General features: G+C 70.2%; 21 protein-coding genes and 1 tRNA gene. 9 read left to right on the top strand and 13 right to left on the bottom strand.

The genetic code is table 11. The features are described 5' to 3' along the window. Positions 1 to 15: 15 nt before the first annotated feature. From E8A74_RS16475 to E8A74_RS16510, 8 genes are all read right to left on the bottom strand, one after another. Complete coding sequence (locus tag E8A74_RS16475; RefSeq protein ID WP_136929970.1) at positions 16 to 789, bottom strand: TatD family hydrolase; 774 nt, start codon at positions 787 to 789, stop codon at positions 16 to 18. 25 nt (positions 790 to 814) lie between these two features. Next, on the bottom strand, positions 815 to 3,094 hold the full coding sequence (locus E8A74_RS16480) for a PrkA family serine protein kinase (protein WP_136929971.1): 2,280 nt from the start codon (positions 3,092 to 3,094) through the stop codon (positions 815 to 817). A 96-nt stretch (positions 3,095 to 3,190) separates the two neighbouring features. Beyond that, positions 3,191 to 3,706, bottom strand: coding sequence for a hypothetical protein (locus E8A74_RS16485; RefSeq protein ID WP_136929972.1), 516 nt, complete (start codon positions 3,704 to 3,706; stop codon positions 3,191 to 3,193). Between the two features lie 116 nt (positions 3,707 to 3,822). After that, positions 3,823 to 5,061, bottom strand: a complete 1,239-nt coding sequence (locus E8A74_RS16490; protein WP_136929973.1) for a serine/threonine protein kinase — start codon at positions 5,059 to 5,061, stop codon at positions 3,823 to 3,825. A gap of 18 nt (positions 5,062 to 5,079) precedes the next feature. Continuing rightward, positions 5,080 to 5,847: a zinc ribbon domain-containing protein gene (locus tag E8A74_RS16495; RefSeq protein ID WP_136929974.1), complete on the bottom strand. Its 768-nt coding sequence runs from the start codon at positions 5,845 to 5,847 to the stop codon at positions 5,080 to 5,082. 29 nt (positions 5,848 to 5,876) lie between these two features. Beyond that, a tRNA-Ile gene (locus tag E8A74_RS16500) sits at positions 5,877 to 5,950 on the bottom strand. A gap of 166 nt (positions 5,951 to 6,116) precedes the next feature. Further along, a complete protein-coding gene (locus E8A74_RS16505; RefSeq protein WP_136929975.1) occupies positions 6,117 to 7,124 on the bottom strand; it encodes a formylglycine-generating enzyme family protein in 1,008 nt (335 codons plus the stop codon). After that, positions 7,121 to 8,119 carry a formylglycine-generating enzyme family protein gene (locus tag E8A74_RS16510; RefSeq protein ID WP_136929976.1) on the bottom strand — a complete coding sequence of 333 codons (999 nt, stop codon included), beginning with the start codon at positions 8,117 to 8,119 and terminating at the stop codon, positions 7,121 to 7,123. The genes E8A74_RS16505 and E8A74_RS16510 overlap by 4 nt, the downstream gene beginning before the upstream one ends. Positions 8,120 to 8,343: 224 nt before the next feature. Here E8A74_RS16510 and uvrA point away from each other — a divergent pair, with 224 nt between their 5' ends. Next, on the top strand, positions 8,344 to 11,232 hold the full coding sequence (uvrA, locus tag E8A74_RS16515) for an excinuclease ABC subunit UvrA (protein ID WP_136929977.1): 2,889 nt from the start codon (positions 8,344 to 8,346) through the stop codon (positions 11,230 to 11,232). Between the two features lie 130 nt (positions 11,233 to 11,362). On the opposite strand, the gene E8A74_RS16520 is transcribed toward uvrA, so the two are convergent. Continuing rightward, entirely contained in the window at positions 11,363 to 11,725 is a 363-nt protein-coding gene (locus E8A74_RS16520; RefSeq protein ID WP_136929978.1) for a TraR/DksA family transcriptional regulator, read from the bottom strand. 227 nt (positions 11,726 to 11,952) lie between these two features. Here E8A74_RS16520 and E8A74_RS16525 point away from each other — a divergent pair, with 227 nt between their 5' ends. Then, entirely contained in the window at positions 11,953 to 12,906 is a 954-nt protein-coding gene (locus E8A74_RS16525; RefSeq protein ID WP_136929979.1) for an NUDIX hydrolase, read from the top strand. 58 nt (positions 12,907 to 12,964) lie between these two features. Further along, positions 12,965 to 13,576 carry a response regulator gene (locus E8A74_RS16530; RefSeq protein ID WP_136929980.1) on the top strand — a complete coding sequence of 204 codons (612 nt, stop codon included), beginning with the start codon at positions 12,965 to 12,967 and terminating at the stop codon, positions 13,574 to 13,576. 10 nt (positions 13,577 to 13,586) lie between these two features. On the opposite strand, the gene E8A74_RS16535 is transcribed toward E8A74_RS16530, so the two are convergent. After that, a complete protein-coding gene (locus E8A74_RS16535; RefSeq protein WP_232379594.1) occupies positions 13,587 to 15,527 on the bottom strand; it encodes an N-acetylmuramoyl-L-alanine amidase in 1,941 nt (646 codons plus the stop codon). Here E8A74_RS16535 and E8A74_RS16540 point away from each other — a divergent pair. The 3 genes from E8A74_RS16540 (at position 15,514) to E8A74_RS16550 (ending at position 18,761) form a co-directional block, all read left to right on the top strand. Then, positions 15,514 to 16,029, top strand: a complete 516-nt coding sequence (locus tag E8A74_RS16540) for a YbjN domain-containing protein (RefSeq protein WP_232379595.1) — start codon at positions 15,514 to 15,516, stop codon at positions 16,027 to 16,029. The genes E8A74_RS16535 and E8A74_RS16540 overlap by 14 nt on opposite strands. Positions 16,030 to 16,107: 78 nt before the next feature. Then, a complete protein-coding gene (locus E8A74_RS16545; RefSeq protein ID WP_136929981.1) occupies positions 16,108 to 17,340 on the top strand; it encodes a hypothetical protein in 1,233 nt (410 codons plus the stop codon). A 95-nt stretch (positions 17,341 to 17,435) separates the two neighbouring features. Then, positions 17,436 to 18,761 (top strand): PEGA domain-containing protein, encoded by a 1,326-nt coding sequence (locus tag E8A74_RS16550; RefSeq protein ID WP_170229169.1) that lies wholly within the window; start codon positions 17,436 to 17,438, stop codon positions 18,759 to 18,761. On the opposite strand, the gene E8A74_RS16555 is transcribed toward E8A74_RS16550, so the two are convergent. Continuing rightward, the gene (locus tag E8A74_RS16555; RefSeq protein WP_232379596.1) at positions 18,731 to 20,035 is read right to left on the bottom strand and encodes a sigma 54-interacting transcriptional regulator; all 1,305 of its coding nucleotides are present in this window, start codon (positions 20,033 to 20,035) and stop codon (positions 18,731 to 18,733) included. The two genes, E8A74_RS16550 and E8A74_RS16555, sit on opposite strands and share 31 nt — an antisense overlap. Positions 20,036 to 20,090: 55 nt before the next feature. Then, positions 20,091 to 20,843: a hypothetical protein gene (locus E8A74_RS16560; protein ID WP_136929984.1), complete on the bottom strand. Its 753-nt coding sequence runs from the start codon at positions 20,841 to 20,843 to the stop codon at positions 20,091 to 20,093. 187 nt (positions 20,844 to 21,030) lie between these two features. Here E8A74_RS16560 and E8A74_RS16565 point away from each other — a divergent pair, with 187 nt between their 5' ends. Together E8A74_RS16565 and E8A74_RS16570 are read left to right on the top strand one after the other, a co-directional pair. Beyond that, positions 21,031 to 22,185 (top strand): Stp1/IreP family PP2C-type Ser/Thr phosphatase, encoded by a 1,155-nt coding sequence (locus E8A74_RS16565; RefSeq protein ID WP_232379597.1) that lies wholly within the window; start codon positions 21,031 to 21,033, stop codon positions 22,183 to 22,185. Beyond that, on the top strand, positions 22,185 to 23,327 hold the full coding sequence (locus E8A74_RS16570) for a S8 family serine peptidase (RefSeq protein WP_136929985.1): 1,143 nt from the start codon (positions 22,185 to 22,187) through the stop codon (positions 23,325 to 23,327). Before E8A74_RS16565 ends, E8A74_RS16570 begins: the two co-directional genes overlap by 1 nt. A gap of 6 nt (positions 23,328 to 23,333) precedes the next feature. Here the strand turns inward: E8A74_RS16570 and E8A74_RS16575 are convergent, their stop codons facing one another. Beyond that, positions 23,334 to 24,563, bottom strand: a complete 1,230-nt coding sequence (locus E8A74_RS16575; protein WP_136930065.1) for a M48 family metalloprotease — start codon at positions 24,561 to 24,563, stop codon at positions 23,334 to 23,336. Positions 24,564 to 24,863: 300 nt separating this feature from the next. On the opposite strand from E8A74_RS16575, the gene E8A74_RS53940 reads away from it, so the two are divergent. Continuing rightward, entirely contained in the window at positions 24,864 to 25,658 is a 795-nt protein-coding gene (locus E8A74_RS53940) for a hypothetical protein (protein ID WP_211365382.1), read from the top strand. Positions 25,659 to 25,705 lie beyond the last annotated feature (47 nt).

Here is a 25,705-nt window from a genome sequence, read left to right on the forward strand (position 1 = left end):
GCTCTTGCGGGCGCTTCAGGCGAGGCCGAAGCGACGGCGCGCGTTCTCCGTCGTGCGCGTCGAAAGGGCGTCGAAGCTCTCGCCACGGAGCTCGGCGACGCGCCGCGCCGTGTGCACGACATACGCAGGCTCGCAGCGCTTGCCGCGCAGCGGGATGGGCGCGAGGTACGGGCTGTCCGTCTCGACGAGGATCCGATCGGGCGGCGCCCACGCGGCGACCTCGTGGATCGCGCGCGCATTTTTGAACGTCACGATCCCCGAGAACGAGAGGTCGAAGCCGAGCGCGAGCGCCCGCTCGGCGAAGGGTCGATCCTCGGAGAAGCAGTGGATGATGCCGCCGACCTCACGCGCGCCTTCCTCTTCGAGCACCGTGATCGTGTCCTCGGCCGCCTCGCGCGTGTGCACGACGATGGGCTTCTGGACGCGCCGCGCGAGGGCGATCATGCGCCGGAAGACCTCCCTTTGCGTCTCGCGCGGCGAGTGCATGTAGTGGTAGTCGAGCCCGACCTCGCCCACGGCCCGGACACGCGGTTCCCGGGCGAGGCGCTCGAGCTCGTCTTCCATTGCGCCGTCGAGGACACGCGCGTCGTGCGGGTGCAGGCCGACGGAGGCCCACACGTCAGGGCGCCGCGCGGCGAGGCCCGCGGCGAAGCGCGCCGGACCGAGGTCCTCGCCGACGCCGATCACGACGAACGCCTCGACGCCGGCCTCGCGCGCTCGCTCGAGGACGGCGTCTTCGCCTTCGGGAAAGTAGTTGGGATCGAGGTGGCAGTGGGTGTCGATCAACATCGTTCGAGAACCAACGACGCGCCCGTCAGGTGACGAGCTCGGAGAACCGCGCGCGGAGGAGCGCGCTGCCCGCGTCGAGGGCGCAGCTCTCGCAATACCCCATCGCGACGAGCCGATCGAGCGCGGCGAGCGCGTTCTTGCGTTGCTCGTCGCGCAGGCCGCCGAAGAGGGGCTCGTCGCGTACGCCCTGCGCGGCGTGGTTCGCGCGATCGCGCAAGATGGCCACGAGGTCCCGGCAGAGCAGCGCCACGGACTTGCGGCGCTCGGTGAACACGGCCTCGCGGAGCTTGCGGATCTGCTGCGGGAAGACCACGGCGTTGACGACACGCTCGCCGGGGTGATCGATGGCCCAGGCCGCGATCATCGCGATGAGCCCGCGGCGGTGATCGTCGTGCTTGCCGCGCACGCCGAGCAGGCCCTCGATCTCGCGCATCATGCGCTCGTCGGCGCCCTCGAAATCGCCCGTGTGCGGGTTTCGGATCTTCTCGCCCTTCACCCACGCGCCGACGTGCTGCACGTACCGATCGAAGAGCTCACCGTAGCGCGTCTCGTCGACGAGCCCGCTCGCCGATCGCATCTCCTCCTCGAGCGTGTCGAGCAGCCGCGCGCGCACGACGTCGCGGAAGAGCTTGTGGTCGTGGTAGCCGCCCGCGAGCGGGCGCTCCTTGAGCCAGTCGTACTCCGAGGTCCGCTTGCAGAGCTCGTCGAGCTCGGTGAGGACGGCGAACGGCGAGAGGCAGCCGTGATCGCGGTTCTGCGCGGCGTCGAGGAGGAGCGAGCGGATCTCGCGCGGCGAGACGCCCGAGCGCCCCTCGAAGTCGACGGTGGCGTCGGTCTCCTGGTAGAGCGGGCGGATGTTCGCGCGGAGCAGCTTCTGCGAGTCACCGTCGAGCCGCTCCGGCGGCGTCCCCGTCGCGTACGCTTCCATCTTCTCGGCCGCCGTCAGCGACGAGACGATCGGCGCGAGCGCCTCGGGATACCGCTTCGCCTCCGGCTGCCGCATGCGCGTGAGCACGGCGAACTGCGCCGCCACGCGCGTCGCGTGCGGCGCGACGTGGCGCGTGACGAAGGGCGCGATCTGCGCGTCGTAGATGCGTTGCTCGTCGAGGTAGCTCCGCAGGTAGGGCGCGCGGAGCAGCTCGAAACGACCACGGAAGCTCGGGAACTCGGGGTGCTCGCGGAAGGCGTTCAGGTGAATGTCGTTCGCGCTGCCGATCATGACCACGTTCGTCTGGATCGTCTGCTGCGGCAAGCTCACCTCGCCCGTCTCCAGCGTGAGCTGGAGGTAGCGGAACGCGTCGAGCGGCCGCTTCAGCAGATCGCTGAACTCGAGCACGCCGCCCGAGGCCTCGACGAGATCCCCGTGCGCCTCGAAGAGCGTCCGCGCCTGGAGCGCCGTGGGCAGCGCGGCGAGCGAACGATCGGCCGTGATTTGCCGTTCGCCCGCGTCGACGCTGAGCTCGGGGCCGATGGTGACCGCGCCCGTGCGGTACCGCCGCGAGATGAACCAGCGCTCGACCTGGACATGGCGCAGCACATCGGCGAGCGAGCCCTCGTAGGAGACGAGGAGCGCCTCCACGATCTGCTGATTCTTGTGCGAGAGTTTGCCGCTCATGAGCCAGTCGGGCGGCGCGTCTCCGATCCCGGCTTCCTCGTAGAGCTTCTTCAAGAGCTCGCGACGCTCCGGCACAGGGATCAAGAAAAGCGGATGATCGCGCAGCTCGCTCACGAGGCGCGCGTCGATCTGCGTGTCTTCGAGGTGCGCGAAGCTGCCGCCGATCGGCGCCGCGGCTCCCTCGCCGCCGAAGCCGATCGCGCCGCGTGTCGTCTTGCGGCTCGGGAACACCCAGTGAAAGCGGTAGAGCGCGCCCTCGTCGAGCGTCGAGTAATGCTCGAGCGCGCGCAGGACGCAGCCGGCGATCGTGCTCTTGGCCGACCCATTCGGGCCGTGCATCAGGACGAGCCGATTCGCCCTCCCCTCCTGCACGAAGTTCGAGAGCGCGCGGTAAATCTCGCCCTGCAGCTCCTCGTGCCCGATGAGCGCCGCGTCGCGCCCGTGGTACGGCGCCCGGCGCGCGCTCGTCGCCGACGAACGGAGCGGCTCGGGCTCCCAGGGCAGATCGAAGAGGCGGTAACGCGTGCACTCGCCCCAGGGACGCTTGACTGGGTACGTCCCGAAGTGGTCGAACATGTCGCGCACGTACCGGGCTGAATCACGCCCGTGACGCGCTGGATCCGATGCGAAGAGCTCCAGGTACTCCTGGAAAGAAAGCAAGCGCCGTCCCGTTTGGAAGCGGCGCTGCATCGAAGTGACCAGGTTGGAAAGCTCGGCCAGTGCGAGCTCGGACCTTCGGCTTGCCCGGGCGTCGGACTCTTTCACCCGGGGAGTTTAGCCCCCGGCTTACTTCACGTCGACGTCGACCTCGAGGTCCACCTTCTCCATCACGCAGTTCGCCGCGCTGCAGACGCTCATCGAGAGCGTGCCGGCGATCTTCGCCTTGCCCGTCCGGGACGCCACGAACGGCACCTTGAACGATCCCTTCTTCTCGTCGAACGTCCCGTCCTCTTTCTTGAGCAAGGGCTTCGGATACTTCACGCCCTCGGGCGCGGGATCGACGAGCTTGAACTTGTACGGGTACTGATCGTTCATGTGATACGCGCCCTTCGGCACGATCGTGATCTCGAGCGTCCCTTCCTTGCCCGCCGCGTACGGGCCCGTCGCCTTCATCTCGACCGCGTAGGTCTCGCTCTCGGCCTTGGGGCCCTTGGCGACGGCCGCGACGTTCGTCTCTTCGCCACGCTGCGTGGCGGCTTCACTCCGGCCACATCCGGAGGCGAGCACGAACGAGAGGCCCGAGAGGGCTACGAGGCACGCGAGGGTGGAGAGAGGACGGCGGCGCATCGAAGGCGTGTTCATGAGGGCTCGGAATACCACGGCGGTTTGCTCCTGACCACGGACGTAGGGTCGATGGAAACACCCGAACAGCACGGGTTCGACGGAAGGGCCGCCCAAGCCATGCACGAGCTCGGTGTTCAGCGCGCGCCGAGCACGACGATCAGCAAGGCGACGAGGACGACGAACACGATGGCGGGAAAAAGCCAGCGTGGTCGTGTGGTCGGGACCGAGACGGCGTCCTCCGGAAAGGCGCCTTGCTCCGTCGCCGCGGCCGCGCCCGCGAAGGCCGCATCCATCGCGCTCAGATCCCCCGCTGTACCTTGCTCCTCTTCGAGTCGCGCGAGCAGCCCGGGGAGGCCCGCGCGAATGCGCTCGCCGAGCTCGGCCTGCGTCGTCCGCGCCCACGCCGCGTGGCTGCCCTCGAGCCCGTACGCATGGCCGATCCGATCCGCCAGCGCGCCGACCGTGGGGATGCGGTCTTCAGGCTCCTTCGTGAACGCATGATCCATCACCGCGTCGAGCGTGCGCGGGACGCCGTGCGCGCGGCCCACCTCGCTCGGCGGGCGGTGCGGCCGCGTCATGATGCTGAGCAGGATCTGCGGGCCGGATTTGCCCTCGTACGGGACCTTGCCCGTGAGGCACTCGTAGGTGATCGCCGCGAGCGACCAGACGTCGGCGCGGTGATCGAGCGACGGGAGCCCCTGCGCTTGCTCGGGCGACATGTAGAAGGGCGAGCCGATCGTCGTGCCGACCGCGGTGATCTTCTTCGCGCCCACGGAGTTGTCGCGGACGCTGCCGAAGTCGAGGAGTTTGACCTCGTCGCCGCCGCAGAGAAAGACGTTGTCCGGCTTGAGATCACGGTGGACGATCTTGCGCTCGTGCGCGCTCGCGAGGCCGAGCGCGACCTGCGAGACGAACCGCACGACACGCTCGGGCGGCAGCACCTTTTCGCGCTGCATGAGCACGCGGAGCTCCTCGCCTTCGAGGTACTCCATCACGATCACGTAGTTGTTCTCGTCGTGCTCGAACGCGTCGACACGCACGACGTGCTCGTGCGGCAGGACCGCGCTCACCTCGAACTCGCGCTTGAAGCGCTCGATCGCCACCGGATCCTGCGCGACCTCCTCGTGCAGGATCTTCAGCGCGACCGAGCTCTTCTCCTCGCGGTCGAGCGCCTGGTAGACGCGGCCCATGCCGCCCTCGGCGATGACACGCCAGATCTGGTAGCGCCCGCCGCACACTGCGCCGCCGACGCGGGGATCCTTCGGATCCGGCTTCGGCGAGACCTCATCGGTCCCCGCGAGCTTCTGCCCTTCGAGCGGGCAGAAGTCCGCGTCATCTTCGTAGAGGCGATGGCAGGTGGTGCAGGCTTTCACGCGCCGCAGATGGAGCGATCAGGCGCGTGACGAAGTCGAGCTGCCCTCGGCGGCGTCGCCCTCCGGGACCCTCACCGGCGCGGGCGTGTAGTAGAGGATGCGGCGGCAGTGCGGGCACTGCTCGAACTCGGCCTGACGCAGCATCTTCTGGAACATCATCGGCGGGATGGTCAGGTGGCAGCCGAGGCACGTGCCGTCGTGCGTGGCCGCGATCGGGTGCGGGCGGCGCGTGCGCACGGACTCGTAACGACGGTAGAGCGTCGTCGGCAGCTTCTTCACCGCGAGCTCACGCTCCTTCACCCGCGTCGCGCGTTGCGACTCGGCGTCGTCGAGCTGCCGCGTCGTCCCCTCTACCGTGCCTTCGATCTGCTGCACGATGTTGCGGTGCTTGGCGTCGGTCACGTCGATCGACTTCTTCGCCGCTTCGGTCGCGGTGTTCAGGCGCTCGATCTCTTCCTCGCGGTCGCGGTGCAGCTTGCGCAGCTCCTCGATCTCGCGTTGCGCCGCGTTGCTCTCGCGCTCGTTCCTCGACCGCGCGAGCTTCTCGCGCGACCGCTCGATCTGCTGCGTCATCTGGCGCAGCTCGACGCTGAGCTCGCTCCGCGTCTTCTCCATCTGCGAGAGCATCTCTCGGTCCGAACGGAGGCGGTCCTCGAGAACCTTCGCCTCCGCCCGCATCCCCTCCAGGCTTCCCCGCTGCTTGCCGATCTGCTCCTCCAGCCTCCGCAGATCGTCGTCGATGGTCGCGAGCTCTTCGAGGGGTGCGATCTGGTCGCGGATACTCACGTGGATGCTCTGCTCCTTGCGAAAAGGGATAGGCCCACCTGGACTCGAACCAGGAACAGCCCGGTTATGAGCCGGGGGCTCTGACCGATTGAGCTATGGGCCCGTGTTCGCCGAATCGCCCGGAGGCGACCCGGGGGACAAGCTAGTCCAACATCGAGACCGTTGGAAGGGGCGCGCCGCGTCATCGTTCACTTTGGGCTTGCTCCCCGGAAAGAGCCGTGCGGGCCCCGCGCGCGCGTCGGGGCGCCCGACCCCGAAGCATCGAACTTTCAAGGACTTTCCGGCGCAGGCTTCGAACGCTCGGGGACGTTCCGCGGCGGAAGGTTCATCCGGCCGAGCCGCGGCCGCTTGCCAGCGGGCAGAGAACCTGCCCGCCCCCCGTCCTTCGGGTCGCCGCAGCACCGGAAGCCGACCTGGTAGAAGCTGAACCACTCGTTGTGCGTCGACGTGATCGGCCGGCAACGCGCGCGGATCGGCCCCCAGTAGCCGCCCTTCAAGGACGAGCGGTACGGCGCTTCGAGGCGCTTGCCCTGGGGGTTGTCGACCCACTCGTCGACGTTGCCCGTCATGTCGTGCACGCCGAAGGGGCTGACGCAGCGGTGCAGCTCGCCTGACGCGACGCGACGATCGAGCCTGTCGACCTCGGCCGAGACGCGGGCCGGATCCGAGAAGGCGTCGAAGTCCGGCGGCTCGACGGGCTTGTCGATGTTGCAGGCCTCGGCGTCACGCTCGGCGCCGTACGGATACGGCCACATCCCCGGGCCCTCGCACGCGAACTCCCACTCCTCGACCGTGCAGAGGCGCTTGCCCTCGACCTCGCACGCGCGCCGCGCCTCGTTCCAGTCGGCCATGACCGCGGGCTTGACGCCTTCCATGTTGGGGTACTCGTAGACGTCGACGCAGAAACGCCGGCGTTCGAGCCGGCCCTCGCAGAGGACCTCGGGGCCGAAGCGCTCGCACACGTCCTTCACGTCTTCGCGATACTTGAGGCATCGATGCCCGACGAACGGGCAGTAGATGCCGTCGACGAGGACCATGCCCGGTCCACACGCGGTCGCACTCTCCGGGCTCACCTGCACGTACGAAGGCGGCGGCGGTTTTTCCTTCGGCAGAGGCGCGGGCGGCGGCGGAGGCGGCGGCGCTTCGATCGAGGCGGCGGCGGAGGCAGACGGCTGCGTCTCGTGTCGCTCGGCCGCGCGCGGCGAGAGGAGGAGCGCCGCGAGCGCGAGCGAACCCGCGAGCACGAGCGGAAAGACGACGGCCTCGCGTGATCTCACCCGTCCTCGTGCGCCGCGCGATCCCCGGGCGAGGCAGGCTCGCGATCCCGATCGAGGAACGGCCTCGGCGGCGGGGTCTCGACACCGTCGATCGTGTCCCCGCAGCAGCGGAAGCCCACCTGGTAAAACGCGAACTTCGGGCCGTGTGTCTTCGTCGTGAGCCGACAGGTGTTGCGCACCGGGCCCCAGTAGCCGCCGTTCAGCGTCGAGGGCTGGTTCGTCTCGGGATCGTCGGCGAGGTTGTCCGTCCACTCGTCGACGTTGCCGGACAGGTCGTACGCGCCGAACGCGCTGATGCACGCGGGGTGCGAGCCGATCGGATCGGCCTGCCAGAGCCGCGCGATCTCGGCCTCGCGGGTGCGCTCGTCGACCATCGCGTTCACGTCGAAAGGGATGGAGGCGCGATCGACGTTGCACGGGCTCGGCTGGCGCACGAAGCCCCAGGGATACGGCAGCCGCTTCGGCCCCTCACACGCGAGGATCCATTCCGAGCGGCGGCACAGCCGTTTGCCCACCGACTGACAAAGCTCTTTGGCCTCGAACCAGTTCACGTAAACACGCGGGCTCTCGCCGACGCGGTTCGGCCACTCGTGACGATCGATGCAGTACCTGCGCGGATCTGGCTCGCCGCGGCACGGCACCCCGCGGACGTACTCGGCGCAGCCGTGGCCGAGCTCGCTCGATCGACGCGCGCAGCGGTACGCGAGCTTGGGGCAGAAGTCGCCTTCGACGAGCGCCATGTCGGACGGGCAAGCAGCGCGTACGGCCGGGTCCTGGGAGAAACGATCGGCCGGCGTGGACAGGGGCGCCGCGGGTCCCGCGGGTTCGTCGGGGACGCGGGGGATCCGTGCTTCGGGGGAAGGCGCCGCGGGCGCGGGCGCGGCGCGCGTGGCCGAGCGGAAGGACACGGCCGAGGTACGCGCGAACAAAGCGAGTCCGCCGACCACGACGCCGACGCCCACCGAGATCATCACGCTCTTCGTCGTCGTACCCACGCGCTCCGCAGGGCTTCTCGATCGTCGCCCGTCATGCAAATAGAACCGAGGAACCGCGTGGGGGAAAAATTTCGAGCGAGCAGGCGCGGCGCATCCATCGCGTGCCGGTGAAACGAGGGGGTGCCTACGGAGGGGGTTGGTCCTCGTGCGTAGGTCGGAGAGCTTGGAAGCCTTGGACAACACGGGAGCCCGAGCACGATGAGCGTGCTAGGTGTCGCGGGTCCATGGATCGCCTGGTCATTCGCGGCGCTCGCCAGCACAACCTCAAGGACGTCAGCCTCTCCCTCCCGCGAGATCGCCTGGTCGTCATCACCGGCCCGAGCGGCTCGGGGAAGTCGTCGCTCGCGTTCGACACGATCTACGCCGAGGGACAGAGGCGGTACGTCGAGTCCCTCTCGGCATACGCGCGCCAGTTCCTCGAACAACTCGCCAAGCCAGACGTCGAGTCGATCGAGGGGCTCTCGCCCGCGATCGCCATCGAGCAACGCGCGCTCGCGAAGAGCCCACGCTCCACGGTCGGGACCGTCACGGAAATCTCGGACTACCTGCGCCTGCTCTTCGCGCGCGTGGGCACGCCGCACTGCCCGAGCTGTGGCGCGCGCATCGAGGCGCAGACGGTGCAGCAGATCGTCGACCGCATCCTCGGCCTCGGCGAAGGCGCGCGCGTCACCGTGCTCGCCCCGATCGCCCGCGCCCGCCGCGGCGAGCTCAAGCTGGAGCTCGATCGCCTCCGCCGCGAAGGGTTCGTTCGCGCGCGGATCGATGGAGAGGTCGTCGACCTCGGCGACGAGATCGTCCTCGATCGGACGAAGGCGCACGACCTCGACGTGGTGATCGACCGCATCGTGGTGAAGGAAGGCGTGAAGGGTCGGGTCACGGACTCGGTCGAGCTCGCGCTGAAGCTCGGCGAAGGGCGGCTGCTCGCGGATCCATCGACCGAACGATCCCGCGCGGAGCCGATCTGGATGAGCGAGCGCTTCGCCTGCATCGCCTGCGGCATCTCGCTGCCGCCGATCGAGCCGCGCATGTTCTCGTTCAACGGGCCGCACGGCGCCTGCCCCGCGTGTGACGGCATCGGGTTCCGCACGCGGATCGATCCGGAGCGCGTCGTGCCGGATCCGAAGCGCACGCTGCGCGAGGGGGCGATCGTCGCGTGGGGGCGGCGCGGCTCGCTCGCGCTCTCGACGGAGACCGAGCGGGCGGTGAGCTCGCTCGGCGTGAACCCGGACGTGGCGTTCCGCGATCTCTCGGAGGCCGATCGCAAGGCGCTCCTCTTCGGAGCGGAGGCGACCGCGGCGAAGGGGCGGAAGAAGGCGAAGGAGGGCTACGAGGGGATCGTGCCGCGGCTCGAGCGGCAGCTCGAGCAGGGCGAGGGCGTGCTCTCCGGCGAGGACGACGACGATCTCGACGACGACATCGCCGGCTCCGAGGACATCGGCCGGTACGCCGTCACGCGCGTGTGTGACGTCTGCAAGGGCAAGCGCCTGCGGGCCGAGGCGCTCGCGGTGAAGCTCGCGGACAAGAACATCGCGGACATTGGCACGATGGCCCTGCGCACGGTGCGCTCGTTCCTGGAGACGATCGCGCACAAGGACGGGCCGCTGCAGCCGCGGGAGCGGGCGATCGCCGAGCCGCTCTTGCGGGCGGTGATCGCGCGGCTCGGCTTCCTCATCGACGTGGGCATCGACTACCTCACGCTCGATCGATCCGCGCAGACGCTCTCCGGCGGCGAGGGACAACGCATCCGGCTGGCGACGCAGATCGGCGCGGCGCTCGTGGGCGTGCTGTACGTGCTCGACGAGCCGAGCGTCGGCCTGCACGCGAGGGACAACGCGCGGCTGCTCGAAGCGCTGCGCAGGCTCGTGGATCTCGGCAACAGCGTGGTCGTGGTCGAGCACGACAGGGACGCGATCCTCGCGGCCGATCACGTGGTCGACATGGGCCCGGGGGCCGGCGTGCACGGCGGCAAGGTCGTGGCCGAGGGGACGCCGGCCGAGATCGCGAAGAACCCGGCGTCGGTCACCGGGCCCTGGCTCTCGGGTGACAAACACCTGCCGATCCCGACGAAACGACGCAAGGGCGACGGGCGCGTGATCAAGCTCGTCGGCGCGCGCGCGCACAACCTCACCGGCGTGAACGTCGAGGTCCCCGTCGGCGTGCTCTGCGCGGTCACGGGCGTCTCCGGCTCGGGCAAGTCGAGCCTCATCGTGGACACGCTCCTGCCCGCGGCGCGCGCCGCGCTCTACCGCACGAGCGCGCCGATCGGCGAGTGCGACGGCATCGAGGGCCTCTCGCACATCGACAAGGTCATCTCCATCGATCAGGCGCCCATCGGCCGGACGCCTCGGTCGAACCCGGCCACGTACACCGGCGTCTTCAGCTTGCTCCGCGAGATCTACGCGGGGTTGCCCGAGTCACGCGCGCGCGGCTACAAGGCCGGGCGCTTCTCGTTCAACGTGAAGGGCGGGCGCTGCGAGGCGTGTCAAGGCGATGGCGTTCTCCGCGTCGAGATGCACTTCCTGCCGGACGTGTTCGTCACGTGCGAGACCTGCGGCGGCAAACGGTACAACCGCGAGACGCTGGAGGTGCTCTACCGCGGCATGTCGATCGCCGACGCGCTCGAGCTCACGGTGGATCAGGCGATCGACCAGTTCGAGGCGATCCCGCGCGTGCGGGAGCGGCTCCTCGCCCTCGCGCGCGTGGGGCTCGGCTACATCCGGCTCGGACAACCGGCGACGACGATCTCCGGCGGCGAGGCGCAGCGCGTCAAGCTCGCCCGCGAGCTCGCGCGCAAGGCCACGGGGCGCACGCTGTATGTCCTCGACGAACCCACGACGGGCCTGCATTTCTCGGACATCGAGGTGCTCATCGGGGCGCTGTCGAGCCTGCGGGACGCGGGGAACACGGTCGTGGTGATCGAGCACAACCTCGACGTGGTCGCGTGCAGCGACTGGGTGATCGACATGGGGCCGGAGGGGGGCGAGCGCGGCGGGTTCGTCGTGGCGTGCGGACCACCAGAGCACGTGGCCGGCGTCCCGGAATCGCATACCGGGCGTTACCTGCGCGAGGTCCTCGAGGTCGGGCGCAAGCGGCCGGGAAAACGCGCCAAATAACCCGGGACGTCCCGACGAGAGACAGCAGCGACGAACCCGGGGAGCGCCCCGCCCGCGCGGGGCGCGTAGGGGTTGGGCTTGACCCAACCCCTGGAACAAGAGGGTTGGCTCAGCCAACCCCCTGGCACAATCAACCGAAATCCTTTTCGGCGCGCTCCTGATCCTCTTTGCAGCGGATGCAGAGGCTCGTCTCGGGGCGGGCTTCGAGGCGCTTCTGCGCGATCTCTTCCTCGCACTCCTCGCACTGACCGAACGTCCCGTCCTCGATCTTGATCAGAGCCTTCTCGATCTTGTCGAGGAACGACTTTTCCCGGCCGCGGAGCCGGAATGTGAAGGATTGCAGATACTCGCTCGAAGCGAGATCCATCTCATCGGGGAGATCACTCGCGTCGAGGGCCATGTCCTCACTCAGCGTCTGCTTTGCTTTCTTGACGATCTCGTCCCGCTTCGCCTCGAGCAAAGCCTTGAACTTCTTGAGCTGGGCCTTGTTCATTGTGCAATTCCCTCGACGTGTCGCCCTCTCGGTGCCCCCCGCTTCATGCAATCCGGGCACCTCGACGAAGTACGGCCAAAGACGGACGAATGCCGTCCATTTCCGGCCCTCCCGTGAAGGAGGGCGCGGAAGGCTAGGCGACGGATTCCCTGACGTCAACCACGGTCGAGACCGGCCGAGATGCAGGTTTGACGACTTCCTCTCGACGTGGGACAAAACCTTCCACCTTGCTGGAATTCGACATCAACCGAAAAACGAGTGAACCCCGTGATGCCGCCACCGTCATCGTCGTGCGCGACGGTGCGCAGGGGCTCGAGGTCTTCTGTGTGCGCCGGCACGCGAAGTCCGCATTCATGGGCGGGGCGCTCGTCTTTCCAGGGGGAAAGGTCGATCCGTCGGACCTCGATCCGGGCTGGGAAACCGCCGCGACCGCCGCGGACGCGCGGGTCCTTGGGATGGCCACCGAGCGGTCACACGCCCTCGGGCTTTGCGTCGCGGCATGCCGGGAGACGCTCGAAGAGGGGCGGATCCTGCCGGTGACGCCCGGCGTGGCGGGCGCGGAGCTCGACGCCCTCGCGGCCGAGCTCGCCGCCGGGACACGGCTGCTCGACGCGCTCGTCCGGCGCGGCATGCGCCTCGCGCTGGATACCCTCGTCCCGTTTGCGCGCTGGGTGACGCCCGTGGCGGAGTCGCGTCGGTTTGATGCTCGTTTCTTCCTGCTCCCTTTGCCCGAGGGACAGGAGGGACGGCACGACGATCACGAGACCACGATGAGCTTGTGGGCGCGCCCGTCGGATGTCCTCGACGCCGCGGCGGAAGGGCGTTTCTTTCTCGCGCCGCCGACGTCGCGCTCCCTGGAATTGCTCGCGGGCGAGCGAGACGTGCACGGTGCGCTCGCCCTCGCTCGGCGGCAAACGCTCCTGCCGATCTGCCCCGAGTTCGTCCCGGGCGACGGCGACGCTCCGCCTTTCATCGCTTTGCCCGGTGATCCTGCACACTCCGTGCGGGAGCGGCGGCTGGACGGACCCAGCCGGTACGTCCTGCGTGAAGGCCGTTTTGCTGCCGAGGACGCACCCGAGTTCGGCAAAGGATTCGCTTCTCCCGTTGTGCCGGGGGTCGAGACGAGCCTCGACGAGCGGGACGTTGCGACTTCGGTGGACGATGGGGGTTCGGGGACTTAGCTCCCTTTTGTGGGAGCGAAGCCCCCGAGCGTGGACTGGGCCGAGGAGGCCGGAAGTCATGGAAGCCAAAGAAAACACGACGCCGACCACGACCACGACGACGACGACGAATCAGCCGGAGCTGTTCACCGCGAGCGACGTGGCGCGGTTTTGCCAGGTGGACCTGAAGACCATCCACAACTGGGCGGACAAGGGGGAAATCCGGCATTTCCGGACGCCGGGCAGGCACCTGCGCTTTCGGAGGCTCGACGTCCTCGATTTCCTGCGGAAGTACGGCTACCCGATCCCCGAGGTGCTCCGCCTCGGCAAGCCCAAGGTCGTGGCCGTCGACGACGATCCGCAGGTGCTCGCCTCGCTCCGCAAGGCGCTGAGCAAGCGCTTCGAGCTGACCACGTTCCAGGACCCGTTCGACGCGCTCGTGGCCGTCGGCAGCATCCAGCCCGACGCCATGGTCTTCGACGTGCGGATGTCCGGGCTCGACGGCGTGAAATGCCTCGAACGGCTGCGGTCGATCGACACGACCTCCCACATCCGCTGCATCGTCTACTCGGACGCCGAGGAGATGAAGAAAAACGCGACGGAGGCCGGGGCCTACGACTTCATCAAGAAGGGCGAGGCCGCGGAGCTGCGCGACTCGCTGGAGCGGCTGATGGGCCTCGAAAGGGAGTGACGCGGGCGGATCACTTGCCTTCGCGGTAGGCGCGGATCGCGTTCGCCACGGCATCGGCGAGCTTCTGCCGATAGTCGGCCGTGGCGAGGCGGGCCTCGTCGTCCGGGTTCGAGATGAACGACGTCTCGAACAAGACCGCGGGCATGTCCGCGCCGACGAGCACGAAGAAGCCCGCGGTCTTCGTGCCCTGATCCTTCGTGTCGGGCCAGCGCACGCCGAGCGACGCGAGCGCGGAGCGCTGGACCAAATCGGCGACGTGGCGCGACCGGGCCATGAGGTCGCCGACGTCGAGGTTCGACGCGATGAGCGCCATCTCCTCGTCGATGGAGCGCGCGTCGCCCTCTTCGCCGGTCTTGCGCGGGCGGGAGGCGTTTTCCCGGGCGGCGACGCGCATGGCGAGGCCCTCGGGATCCCGCACGCGATCGAGCGAGAACGTCATGGGCCCCCGCGCCTGCCCGTTCTCGGACGCGTTGCAGTGGACGGAGACGAAGAGGTCCGCGTGGAACGCATTGGCCCGCGCGGTGCGGAGGTCGAGCGGGACGTACGTGTCGTCGTCGCGCGTGAGCATGGTCTCGACGCCGAGCTCGCGGGAGACGATGGTCGCGGCGCGGTGCGCGATGTCCAGCGTGACGTCCTTCTCCTTGAGGCCCGTGGGACCGACGGCGCCGGTGTCGTTGCCGCCGTGGCCGGGATCGAGGACGACGCGGCGCACCTCGCGTTTGCCCGATGCGTCCTGTTCGTCCTTCCGAACCGGCGGGCGTGTGCTCACGTCGACGACGATGCGGAACGGGTCGGGCAGGTAGAAGACGCGGCGATAGAGCGAGGCGGCAAGATCGAGCACGACGCGGGTGCCGCCGCCCTCCTGCGCGCCGAGACGGACGCGACGCACGACGCCGCCGACCTCGGTCTCGCGCCGGACGCCCTTGGCGCTCGCGCGGGCGATGTCGACGAACACACGCGCGTCCTTGCCCGCGGCCGCGTCCGCGCCAAGCGTGCCGACCTGGAACGTGGTCGGTCCACTCAGGTGGATGACCACGCGGCCGCCCTTCTCGGAGCCGAAGGGCTCGAGCGAGACGATCTTCACCGGCTCCTTCGCCGCGGTCGCGTCCCGCGGGGTCACGACGACCTGCCCCTCGAGCGCGGCCTGCGCCGCGGAAGCGGAGGAAGGGGGCGCGGACTCGGGGGAGACGGCGCCGGACGGCGGCGGGGAGGCGGCGAAGGCCGACGGGGACGGCGCGCCGCGCGAGGCGGCTTCCGAGGCGAAGTCGCCCTCCCGTTCGAGGGCGCGGAGCGCGCCTCCGCGGGGGCGATAGGCGGACGCCATCGCGAGAGCGCGCTCGAGCGCGACGTGGCATGGCGTGCGCGGGGCGAGGACGGCCTGGCGGCGCGAGGCGAGGTAGGTCTCGCGGTAGGAGATGGCGGCGTCGCGGGCGAGCTCGCCGGCGAGCAGGGCGCGGCGGCGATCGGCCTCGCAGCCCTGGAGGGTGCCGGCGGCGGCGCTCGCGGAGGCGGCGTAGAGCTCGAGGGCCTCGCGGGCGTCGGCCTCGGCCTGGTCGAGGCGGAAGGAGCGGGCGCGGAGGTCGCCCGCGAGCATGGCGAGGGCGGCGCCGCGCTCGGTGCGGCCGGCGCGCGAGGAGGCGATGGCGACGGCGTCGGCGAGGGCCACGACCTCCGCGCGGGGAGGGAGCGTCGCGGCGGGGTCGAGGAGGGCCTGGGCGCGCTGTTCGTCGCTCGGGGGCGGCGCGGGTGGACTCGACGCACCCGCGCTGCAGCCGAGGAGCGGCGCCCCGAACGCAAAAAGGATCGCCGCGGCGCGGAGGGCGGAGATACGATGGCAGCGCTGCACCGCGGTACGCCGGTGGACCGCGAACGACGGGGCAGCGACCGCGGCGATCCCCCTCGTCGCGGGGCCCGAGCACATCTTCCGGAGGATCCCCGTGTCCGACTCCACGCCCACCTCGATCCCTATCTACGCCGACCGGCTCTCCGGCGAGAACTTTGCCGACGCGACTGCGATGGTCAACGCGTATCTCCGACGCTACGTCGCGAAATACCTCCCGGCGAGCGACGCGGGTCACGAGGGGCACGTGCTCGACGACGGCGGATACGCCCACGTGCAACGCGGCGCGGTCACGATCGGGATCAACGTCCTCGAGCGACAGGGCGTCCTGATGATCTTCGCGCCCATCATGGCGGTGCCGGCGCGGGGGCGGGAGGGCTTCTACCGGAAGCTGCTCGAGCTCTCGTTCGTGCGCACGAGCGACGCGGCGTTCGCGATCGACGCGGCGCGCGACGACGTGGTGGTGCGGTGCCTGCGGCGCCTGTCCGCGCTCGACTACGAGGAGTTCGAGGACATCGTGACGACCGTGGGGGACGTGGCGGACGAGTGGCAGAACAAGCTCGTCGACGAGTTCGGGGGGAACGAAAAGGCTGCCTCCGCGTTCGGCGACTGACGCGCTGCGCCCTGCCTCCACGATCGACGCCGCTGCGTTGCCGCTCGCACGCGACGGATGATACGTTCTCGTCTGGTCATGCCTGTCCAAGAACCCCAAGCGAAGCCGCCCGTCCCCACGCCGGACGAGCTGGATCGGCTCGCCTTGCAGTACAAGCCGTCCTGGGAGCAAGACGATCCGCCCGCGGCCGCCGCGCCCGCGATCGCGGCACGTCCGGTCGTGGCCCCGCCGCCCGAGCCGGCACGCGCGGTCGAACCGCCTGCGCTGCCGGTGGCGAACGGCGCCGCAAAGGCCAATGGCGCATCCGCGCCGCTCGCGAACGGCACCGCGAAGGCCGAGAGCCCGAAGGTCGACGCGCCGAAGGTCGACGCGCCGAAGGTCGACGCACCGAAGGTCGACACGCCGAAGGCCGACGCACCGAAGGCCGACGCACCGAAGGCCGACGCACCGAAGGCCGACGCACCGAAGGTCGATGCGGCCAAAGCGGAGGAAGCAAAAGCCGACGCGCCGAACGTCGATGCGGTCCAAGCGGAGGAAGCGAAGGTCGACGCGCCGAACGTCGACGAAGCGAAGGTCGACGCGCCGAAGGCTGAAGACGCAAACGCGCCGAAGCTCGAAGAAGCGCAGGCTGACGAAGCGAAGGCCGACGAAACGAAGACCGACGAGACGCAGCCGGCCGCGGAGCAGGCTGACGACGATGCGCCCGCGATCGCAGCAGCACCTCCCGCGGCAGCGCCGCCCGTGGACGACGCGAGCCTCGCGCGCATGGACGCCGCGATGGCCGACGAGCCGCCCGAGATCCCCGTGAGCGGCCCGCCCAAGGGGATTTTCGTGAAGGTCGCGGTCGCGCTCATCGGGCTCGGCGGTCTCGCGTTCGCCGCGAAGGGCTTGCTCGGTGGCTCGGACAAACCCACCCCGCCGCCGGTCACGACGAACGCGGCCGAGGCGCCGAAGCCCGCGCCGAGCCCGACGCAAACCGCAGCGCCCGCGCCGACGGAGACGGTGGAAGCGCGCCCCGTGGAGACCGCCGCCGCGCCGCCCACGCCGGAGCCCCCTGCCCCGACGCCCACGCTAGCCGCGACGACAGCACCCACGAGCGAGCCCGCCGCTGCTGCGACGACGCCGAAGACCGAGCCGCCGAAGGTCGAACCGCCGAAGGTCGAGCCGCCGAAGCCTGTCGAGACGGCTACCGCCACCGCGAAAAAACCCGCTGCGTCTGCACCGACGACGGCAAAAACTGCGGCGCCCAAGCCCCCCGCGACGACACCCCCGAAGCCCGGCGGCGGCATCATCCGCGAGACGCCGTTCTGAGCGCGCGCTAATCGCTTGCCCGTGCCCTCCTCGGGGTGCGAAGAATGCCGACACGAAGACCGCATCGCTGCGCACCGCGATGCACCGAGGGTTCGATGAAGACACGCGCTTGCGCCACCGCCTTGTTCCTTTCGCTCACGGTCCCTGCCCTCCTCGGCGAGGCCGGGATCGCCCCCGACCTCATGGAAGCACGTGCCTTCGCCCAGGCGGACGCCGTGACCGAGGTCGCTCGACAACGCTACGAAGAGGGCGTGAAGGCGTTCGACGCCGGTCGCTTCGAGGACGCGCGCTCCGCGTTCCTGCAAGCCTACGCGCTGAAGCGCCACCCCGCCGTGCTGCTCAACCTCGGCCAGAGCGAGCTGCGCTCGAACCACCCCGAGGACGCAGGCATGCACCTGCAGCAGTTCCTCCGCGACATGCCCTCGGCCTCGCCCGATCAGAAGACCGTCGCCGAGAAGGGCATCAACGACGCGAAGAAGAAGACCGGGCACATCGTGGTGATCGTCGACGCGAACGGCGCCGATGTGTCCGTCGACGGCACGAGCTACGGCAAGTCGCCGCTGCTCAACGTGATCTTCGTCAAGCCGGGCGCGCACACGGTCACGGCGACGTACGGCGGCAAGACCGCCACCACGAAGGTCGACGCGAAACAAGGCTCGGCCACCGCGGCGAACCTCGTGCTCGGCGTCGGTGGTGCAGCTTCGCCTCCGCCTCCGCCGCCGCCCCCGCCGCCTCCGCCGCCTCCGCCGGCCGCGTCGCCCACGCCCGCGCCCGCGCAGACGTCGCCGACGCCCGCCGCGAACCCGTACGGCACGCCTTCGAGCGCGCCACCCGCGGGCCCCGCGGGCGCGAGCTCCGGCCTCCCGCCGGTCGACGCGCCCGTGCTCACGCCGCAGGGTCCGGACGGCAGCGGCGACACGACGACGGGCACGCGAGAGCCGTTCCTGAAGTGGTACACGCACAAGCCGCTCGCGTGGGTCGGCTCGGGCGTCGCGGTGATCGGCCTCGGCCTCGGCATCGGCTTCTCGATCGGCGCGAGCGTCGCGAGCGGCAAGGCCGACCAGCACGCCGCCGAGATCCGCACGTTCGCGTCGACCGATCCGAGCACGAACTTCGGCAAGAACCCGCCCTGCGGATCGACCGAGACGTCCGGCAGCGATCTGCCGAACTACGAGCAGGCCTGCGGCGTGCTGCGCAAGGATCTCTCCGACTACGACACGAACGTCGCCGTCGCCACGACGGGCTGGGTGCTCTTCGGCGTCGGCGCGATCGGCACGGGCGTCTACGCGCTGCTCGACTGGTACCTGCCGAAGAAGAGCTCGACCTCGACGACCGCGTCGAACGACGGCCCGCGTATCCTCGCGGTCTCGCCGAGCGTCTCGTCGACGTATCAAGGGCTCGGCGTCGTCGGCACGTTCTGAGACGACGTCGCCGCGTCTCCCGCGGCGCGCAGCAGATCCCGCATCGTCGATCGCGGGACCGACGCGCGCCGCGCCGCTTCGCTCGTATTCCTCCCTGCCTCCTCGAAGATCCGTCGCGCGTCGTCGGGACGAAGTTTGACCCGGCGTCCGCCTCGCTCCGCGAGCACCGAGGTCACGTGCTCGGCCAGGATCACGCCCGGCGTGCGTAACGCCGCCTGCACGATCACGTTCCGCAGCTCGCGCACGTTGCCCGGCCAGCTCGAAGCGCGCAGCGCCGCGAGCGCGCCGGGCGCGAACTCGCGCGGGCCGATCTCCGAGGTCGCGAGCAGGTGCATGCAGATCGCCGCGATGTCCTCCGTGCGCTCGCGCAGCGCTGGCACGCGCACGAGGCACACCGCGAGCCGCTCGTACAGATCTGCCCGGAAGCGCCGCGCCGCCACCATCTGCTCGAGCGGCTCGCACGTCGCCACCACGAGCCGCACATCGACGGGCATGGCCGCCTCCGCCCCGAGCGGCCGCACGAGCCCCTCCTCCACCACGCGCAGGAGCTTCGCTTGCACGTCGAGCGGCAGCGCCGCGATCTCGTCGAGGAACAACGTGCCTTGATGCGCCTCCCGGAACGCGCCTCGCCGATCGCGGAGCGCGCCCGTGAACGCGCCGCGCTGGTGGCCGAAGAGCTCCGACTCCGCGAGCTCGCGCGAGATCGTCGCTGCGTTCAGCACGACGAACGGTTTGTCCTTGCGCGCGCTCTCGTCATGCAGCGCGCGCGCCACGAGGTCCTTGCCCGTCCCCGACTCGCCGCGGATCATCACGGGCAGCTTGAGCGGCGCGAGCCTGCGCACCGCGCCGCCGAGCCTCCGCATCGGCGCGCTCCGCCCCACGAGGTGCGCGAGCGGCGCGCCCCGATGCGCCTCGACCGCGAGCGTGCTGCCCTCGACGCGCACGACGGCGCGGCCTAGCTCGACCGCGCTCCCCGTCGAGAGAAACGCCCGCGCCACGCGTGTCCCCGCGACCCGCATCCCGTTGCGGGATCCGAGATCGACCGCCTCGATCACGCTGCCTCGATGCACGAGCGCCGCGTGGCGCGCGCTCACCGTGCGCTCGACGAGCCGCACGTCCACGCCCTCGCCCGAGCCGAGCACGATCTCCTCGCCGGGACCGAGCCGCGCCGCGCGCTCCTGCCCGCCGTCGTCCACCCAGATCCATGCGGCGCCGAGCGCCGCCTCGCCCCCGCCGATCTCCACCGTCGCGTCTCGCGCACGTTCGTCCTTCACGAACGCTCCATCGACACGACAGGGGTCGTGGTTGCGTAAAAACGTCGCGCTCGCTTCAGAACGCCGCGGCGACCGTGGCCGGCGTGCGCACCTTTCCGCCGCGGAGCGGGTCGAACGTGACGCGCAAACCCACCTGGAAAAACCCGTAGACGCTCGGCGACGTCCCCGCATCCGGGCGCAGCCGGTACGAGCCGACCGTCCCTTCGAGAAACGGCCCGAAGCCAAAGACCGGGTGCGGGTAGAACGTGCCGCCCAGCGTGATCCGCGCGAAATCGATGCCCTGCGAGCGGCCGATGCCAAACGCCGGGGCCGCGCCGGTCTCGGGCGCTTCGATGAGCGACGTGCGGAAGCCCACGCCGTAGCTCGCCCAGGGATCAAACGCGATGCCCTGCGCCAGGTGGTAGACGAGGCGCATCCCCACGCCGAGCGTGCTGCCCGAGCACCCCGCGCAGGCCGCGCCGCCGCCGAGCATGCCGTAGCTTCCATCGAGCTCGAAGGACACGTGCCGGCTCAGGCCGAAGCCGAGCCCGAGCGAGACCCCGGGCCCGCCGGACACGAGATCACTCGCTGTCACACCCGAGGCGATGCTGCCGAGGGGCACGACGTAGCTGCCTCCCAGGGACAGGAGGAAGGCCCCTTTGCGCCAGTCGGGCGCGTAGGCCCTCGGGGTCCCGGCGCCCGGCTCCGGCGGCTCCTCGACCTCGGCGGGCTCTTCCCGGGCCGGATCGGGCGTCTGCGCGAGGGCGGGCAAGGGGGCCACGACGAGCGCGGCGGCGACGAACGCGCGAAAGGAGCGGGGGAGCGTCACGGCAGGGCTCTAGAACGACCACGGCCCGCGCGCAAAGCGCAAAGCGCACGGCCCTCGGGAACCTTGTTCGACCGCCGCGTATGAGCGCGCCCACGACGGAGGGGGGGGACGGAGGGGGGCCCCCCGCGGGAGACGACACGAGGAACTAGCCGAGGACCAGGGATCGGCCGCTATAATCGCGTGCCGCATGTCCAAGACCCAGCCGCGCCACGCCCTTCGCCTCGTGGCAGCGGGCATGACCGACGTAGGCCGCCAGCGCAGGCACAACGAAGACAACGTGCTCGTGGCGCAAAGCCTCGACCTCTTCGTGGTGGCCGACGGCATGGGCGGACATTCCACGGGGCACGTCGCGAGCGCCCTCACCGCGACGTCGATGCAGAACTTCTTCGAGGCGACGGAGCAAGGGGTTCTCCCCTTGCCCACGCCGAACGACGAGGCCGATCTGCCGCGCCACGCCGAACGACTCGCGCAGGCCGTTCGCAAGGCCAACCGCGACGTCTACGAGATCTCGTCGACGCACAAAGAGCACCGCGGCATGGGCTCGACGATCGTCGCGATCCACTACGACGGCGGCGAGAGCCTGCACATCGCGCACGTCGGCGACAGCCGCTGCTACCGCATCCGCGACGGCGGGATCGAGCAGCTCACGCGCGACCACTCGCTCATCAACGACGCGCTCGCGCTCAAGCCCGACCTCACCGAGGAGGAGCTCGCGCGCTTGCCGAAGAACGTGATCACGCGCGCGCTCGGCATGAAGGACGCGGTGAAGGTCGACGTGCAGACCGTGAAGATCGAGCCGGGCGACATGTTCCTGCTCTGCTCGGATGGTCTAAGTGGTATGATCTCCAACGATCAGATCCTCGAGGTCTTTGATCTGACGGGGGATCTCTCGGAGGCCTGCGAGCTGCTCATCGCGATGGCGAACGAGGCGGGCGGCGTCGACAACATCTCGGCGCTGCTCGTCCGCGCCGACGACACGCCGCCGCCCTCCGAGGCGCACATCTCCGCGATGGAGGTCGACGCGCCGGAGCTCGCCGTCGAGGAGGTCGCCGCGTCGATCCCGTTCTCGCAGCGGTACCGCGACATCCAGGACATGCGCTCGTACCGCCCGCCCCCCGGCGATCCCATCGACGAGGTGGTCGTCGGGACCGAGCTCGACGGGCTGCGCGAGGTGATGACGCCGGATGATCTCGCCATGCTCGCGGCCGGCGGCGACGTCGAGACCGAGGGCCCGCGCTCGATCGACGAGATCCGCGTGGCGCGCTGCAGGCGCTGCGATCACGAGCTCTACGTCGGCAACACCTTCTGCACCGAGTGCGGCACGAAGATCGAAAGCGATTGATGCCCGAGAGCGGCCCCTCGAGCACACGCACGCGCGTCCTGCCGATCGCCGAGCGCCTCGACGCGGACACGAAGTACGCGGGGCGCGGCGTCACGATCGCGTTCCTCGACTCGGGCTTTTACGCGCACCCCGATCTTACGACACCGTACAATCGCATCGCCGCGTACCATGACCTCTTCGCGCCGCGCGCGGGGCTCGAAGCGCTCGAGCGCTCGGACGTCTCGTCGTGGCACGGCATGATGACGAGCGTCGTCGCCGCGGGGAACGGCGCGCTCTCGGCGGGGCAGTTCCGCGGCCTCGCCTGGGAGGCGAACGTCGTGCTCGTGAAGGTCGGCTCCGCGCACCGCATCGTGCACGACGACATCCGCCGCGGCCTCGACTGGGTCCTCGCGAACCGCGAGCGCTACGGCATCCGCGTCCTCAACATCTCGTGCGGCGGCGACTACGAAGAATCGTTCCTCACCGATCCGCTCTCGCGCGCGGCCGACGAAGCTTCGCGCCAAGGCATCGTCGTCGTCGCGGCGGCCGGCAACGCGGGGCACCTCGCCGATCATCAGGTCCTGCCGCCGGCCAGCGCGCCGAGCGTCCTCGCGGTCGGCGGGCTCGACGACGGCGGCGCGGGGCAGCGGTCGCAGCACTACCACTCGTCGTATGGGCTCACGATCGACGGCCTGCAGAAGCCCGAGCTCATCGCGCCGGCGATCTGGGTCGCCGCGCCGATCCTCCCCGGCACGACCACGGCGGCCGAGGCGCGCCTCCTCAAGCGGCTTGACGAAGCCTCGGACGACAAGCTCTTCGCTCTGCTCGACGCGCACGCCGGCGCGGACGCCGATCTCGACGCGATCGCGGGCCGCCGCGAGCCGTACCTCGTGCGCCAGATCGTCGCCGCGAAGCTCCGCGATCGGAGGGTCCTCTCGGGCCACTACAAGCACGTCGACGGCACGAGCTTCGCGGCGCCGATCGTGGCGAGCGTGGTCGCGCAGATGCTCGAAGCGAACCCCGCGCTGCGCCCGCACCAGGTGCGGCGCATCCTCATGACGACGGCGCGTGGCACGCCCGGGATCGCGCTCGAACGGCAGGGCTGGGGTGTGGTGCAGCCGCGCGCCGCCGTGGAAGCGGCGCGCGGCATGGGCGCGGGCTAGCGCTCGTTACTGGCCGAAGAGACCACCGAACGGGTTCGGCGCCCCGCCCGTCATGCGCCACGAGTTCGCCGTCTGCTGCACGATCGGCAGGCGCACCATCGGGTGCGGGTGCGTGCGCTCGAAGTTGAAGACGATCGTCGCGGGCGTGAGCTGATCGAGGTTCGCGAAGAACTGCAGCGTGAGCACCGCGCCGCCCTCGGTCATGCGGTAGCCGTTCTGGCGACGCGCGCCTGCGGAGAGGAGGTTGTTCGTCCCGGCCACGTCGGCGGCGATCTCGTTCGGCTGGTTGAACGCGGGGAGCGTGCGCGAGAGCAGCCTGCCGAGATCGGCGGGGTTCACGCCGCGGCTGCCGCCCTGGTTCGCCGTGCAGCCGAGGTGGCCGAGGTGGTGGTGACCGAGCTCGTGGCCGAGCACGAAGCCGACCTGCTCGTCGAAGAGCTGGTGCTGGCGCTGCACCTTGCGCGCGTCGATCTGCTGCACCGGATCCACGAAGCCGAGGGGCGGCCTCACCATGGCGCCCTTCTGCGCGAGCAGCCGCAGGTACTCGTCGAGCTTGCGCGTGCCGAAGATCTCGTCGTTCGCCTTGTACTGCGCGATGTGCGCCTCGATCTCGAGCAGGCCGTCGGTGATGGCCATGAGCGGCAGCCCCTGATCGTCACACGCCGCGAACGCGTTCACCTCGCCGGGCGTGGGATCGGCGACGAACGGGATGTCGCGCACGATGGACTGCTTGTTCGCGGGCAGCGCGGCGATGAGCTCGCCCATCACGACGCCGGCCTGGCTGCGCAGCCAGTTGATGTCGACGAGGTTGATCGGATCGTTCAGCGGCGTGGTCGGGATCCCGCCGGTCGTCGGCGTCCCCGTCGTCGGCGTCCCCGTCGTCGGCGTCCCCGTCGTGGGGAACGGCCAGGGAAAACCGGGGAATGGGCTCGTGGGCTGGGGCGCGGGTTGCTGCGGCGTCGTCGTCGGCGTCGTCTGCGGCGGCTGCTGGGGATACCCTTGCTGCGGGTAGCCCTGCTGCGGGTAGCCCTGCTGCGGGTAGCCCTGCTGCGGGTAGCCCTGCTGCGGGTAGCCTTGTTGCGGCGGGTACTGCCCCGCCGGGGGCTGCGCCTGGCCGTAGGTCGGCTGCCGGGATTCGCGGCAACCTGCGACGAGCGCCGAGGACAGGGCGAGCGCCGAGGCGCAGAGCGTCAGGAACGGAAGGGGGCCGCGGGGTCGCGACGCGAACGAAGGCATACGCACGAGCATAATCCATGGACGGTCCTGCGCCGTTCCTCGCGCAACGCTCCGTTCGCGGAAATGGTGCCTCCCGCGAATCGCTCCCTGCCGTGAGCCTGCCCTCTCCTCGCCTTGCTCATATCCCACCTCCAGCTACACTGGTCCCGAGAGTCCTCACCGAGGCGTCGCCCGAAGGCGCGCATGGGCGAGGGCGAAACGAAACCGTGAACGGCGGACGGTGCCGGCACCGAGGGGCGAGGTGTGCGCTCGTCGGACGGCGCCGTCCGCCGTGAGCAGGGGATTGGGGGGAGGTCCATCATGACGAACCGATGGAACGTGATTTGGGTGATCTTCGGCGGCTTGGCGGCGACGGGCGTTGGCTGCGATGCGAACGATCCGGTCGACGAGGGCGCGGTGCGCAGCACGAGCGACGAGGTGGGCGAGGCCTGGGGGGCGCCCATTGGCGATGTCCCCCTGCCGCCCGGGCCGGGGTGCCGGGGGTTCCATTGCGCCTCCGCGCTCCCGCCGGGGCGTTGCCTTTACGACAGGGACTGCGCGCTCGCGTGCGTGTTCCCCGCGGACGCCTGTGATGCGGGGATCGGCGGGTGCCTGGGCTATTGCCTCGCGAACGACCAATGCATCAGCGACCTGTCCTGCGCGGGCGGCCAGCGCTGTCTCGATTGTGCGCTCTCGACGTACAGCGCGGCTTGTGTCGAGATCTGCGAGCCCATCCCGCCGCCGCCGCCGCCGCCCCCGGTCTTGCCGCCGCCGCCTCCGCCTCCGGTCGAGCCGCCGCCCCCGGTGATCGTGGAGCCGCCGCCGCCTCCGGTCGAGCCGCCGCCGGTGGTCGTGGAGCCGCCGGTGGTCGTGGAGCCGCCGGTGCAGGAGCCTCCGGTGCAGGAGCCTCCGGTGCAGGAGCCTCCGGTGCAGGAACCTCCGGTGCAGCAGCCTCCCGTGCAGGAACCCCCGGTGCAGGCGCCTCCGCCGCCTCCGCCGCCGAAGGACGATTGCCCCCTCGACAAGCCGCCGAAGGGCGGCACCGGGCAGCAGAGCCAACTGCCGACGTCGCCTCCGCCTCCGGCGGGCGGCTCGGACCTCCAGGTCCCGCGCTGATTCCACGAAATGAAAAAGGGCGCGGGGGTTTCGTCCCCGCGCCCTTT

This window comes from Polyangium fumosum (genome assembly GCF_005144585.1).
GTDB lineage: Bacteria > Myxococcota_A > Polyangia > Polyangiales > Polyangiaceae > Polyangium > Polyangium fumosum.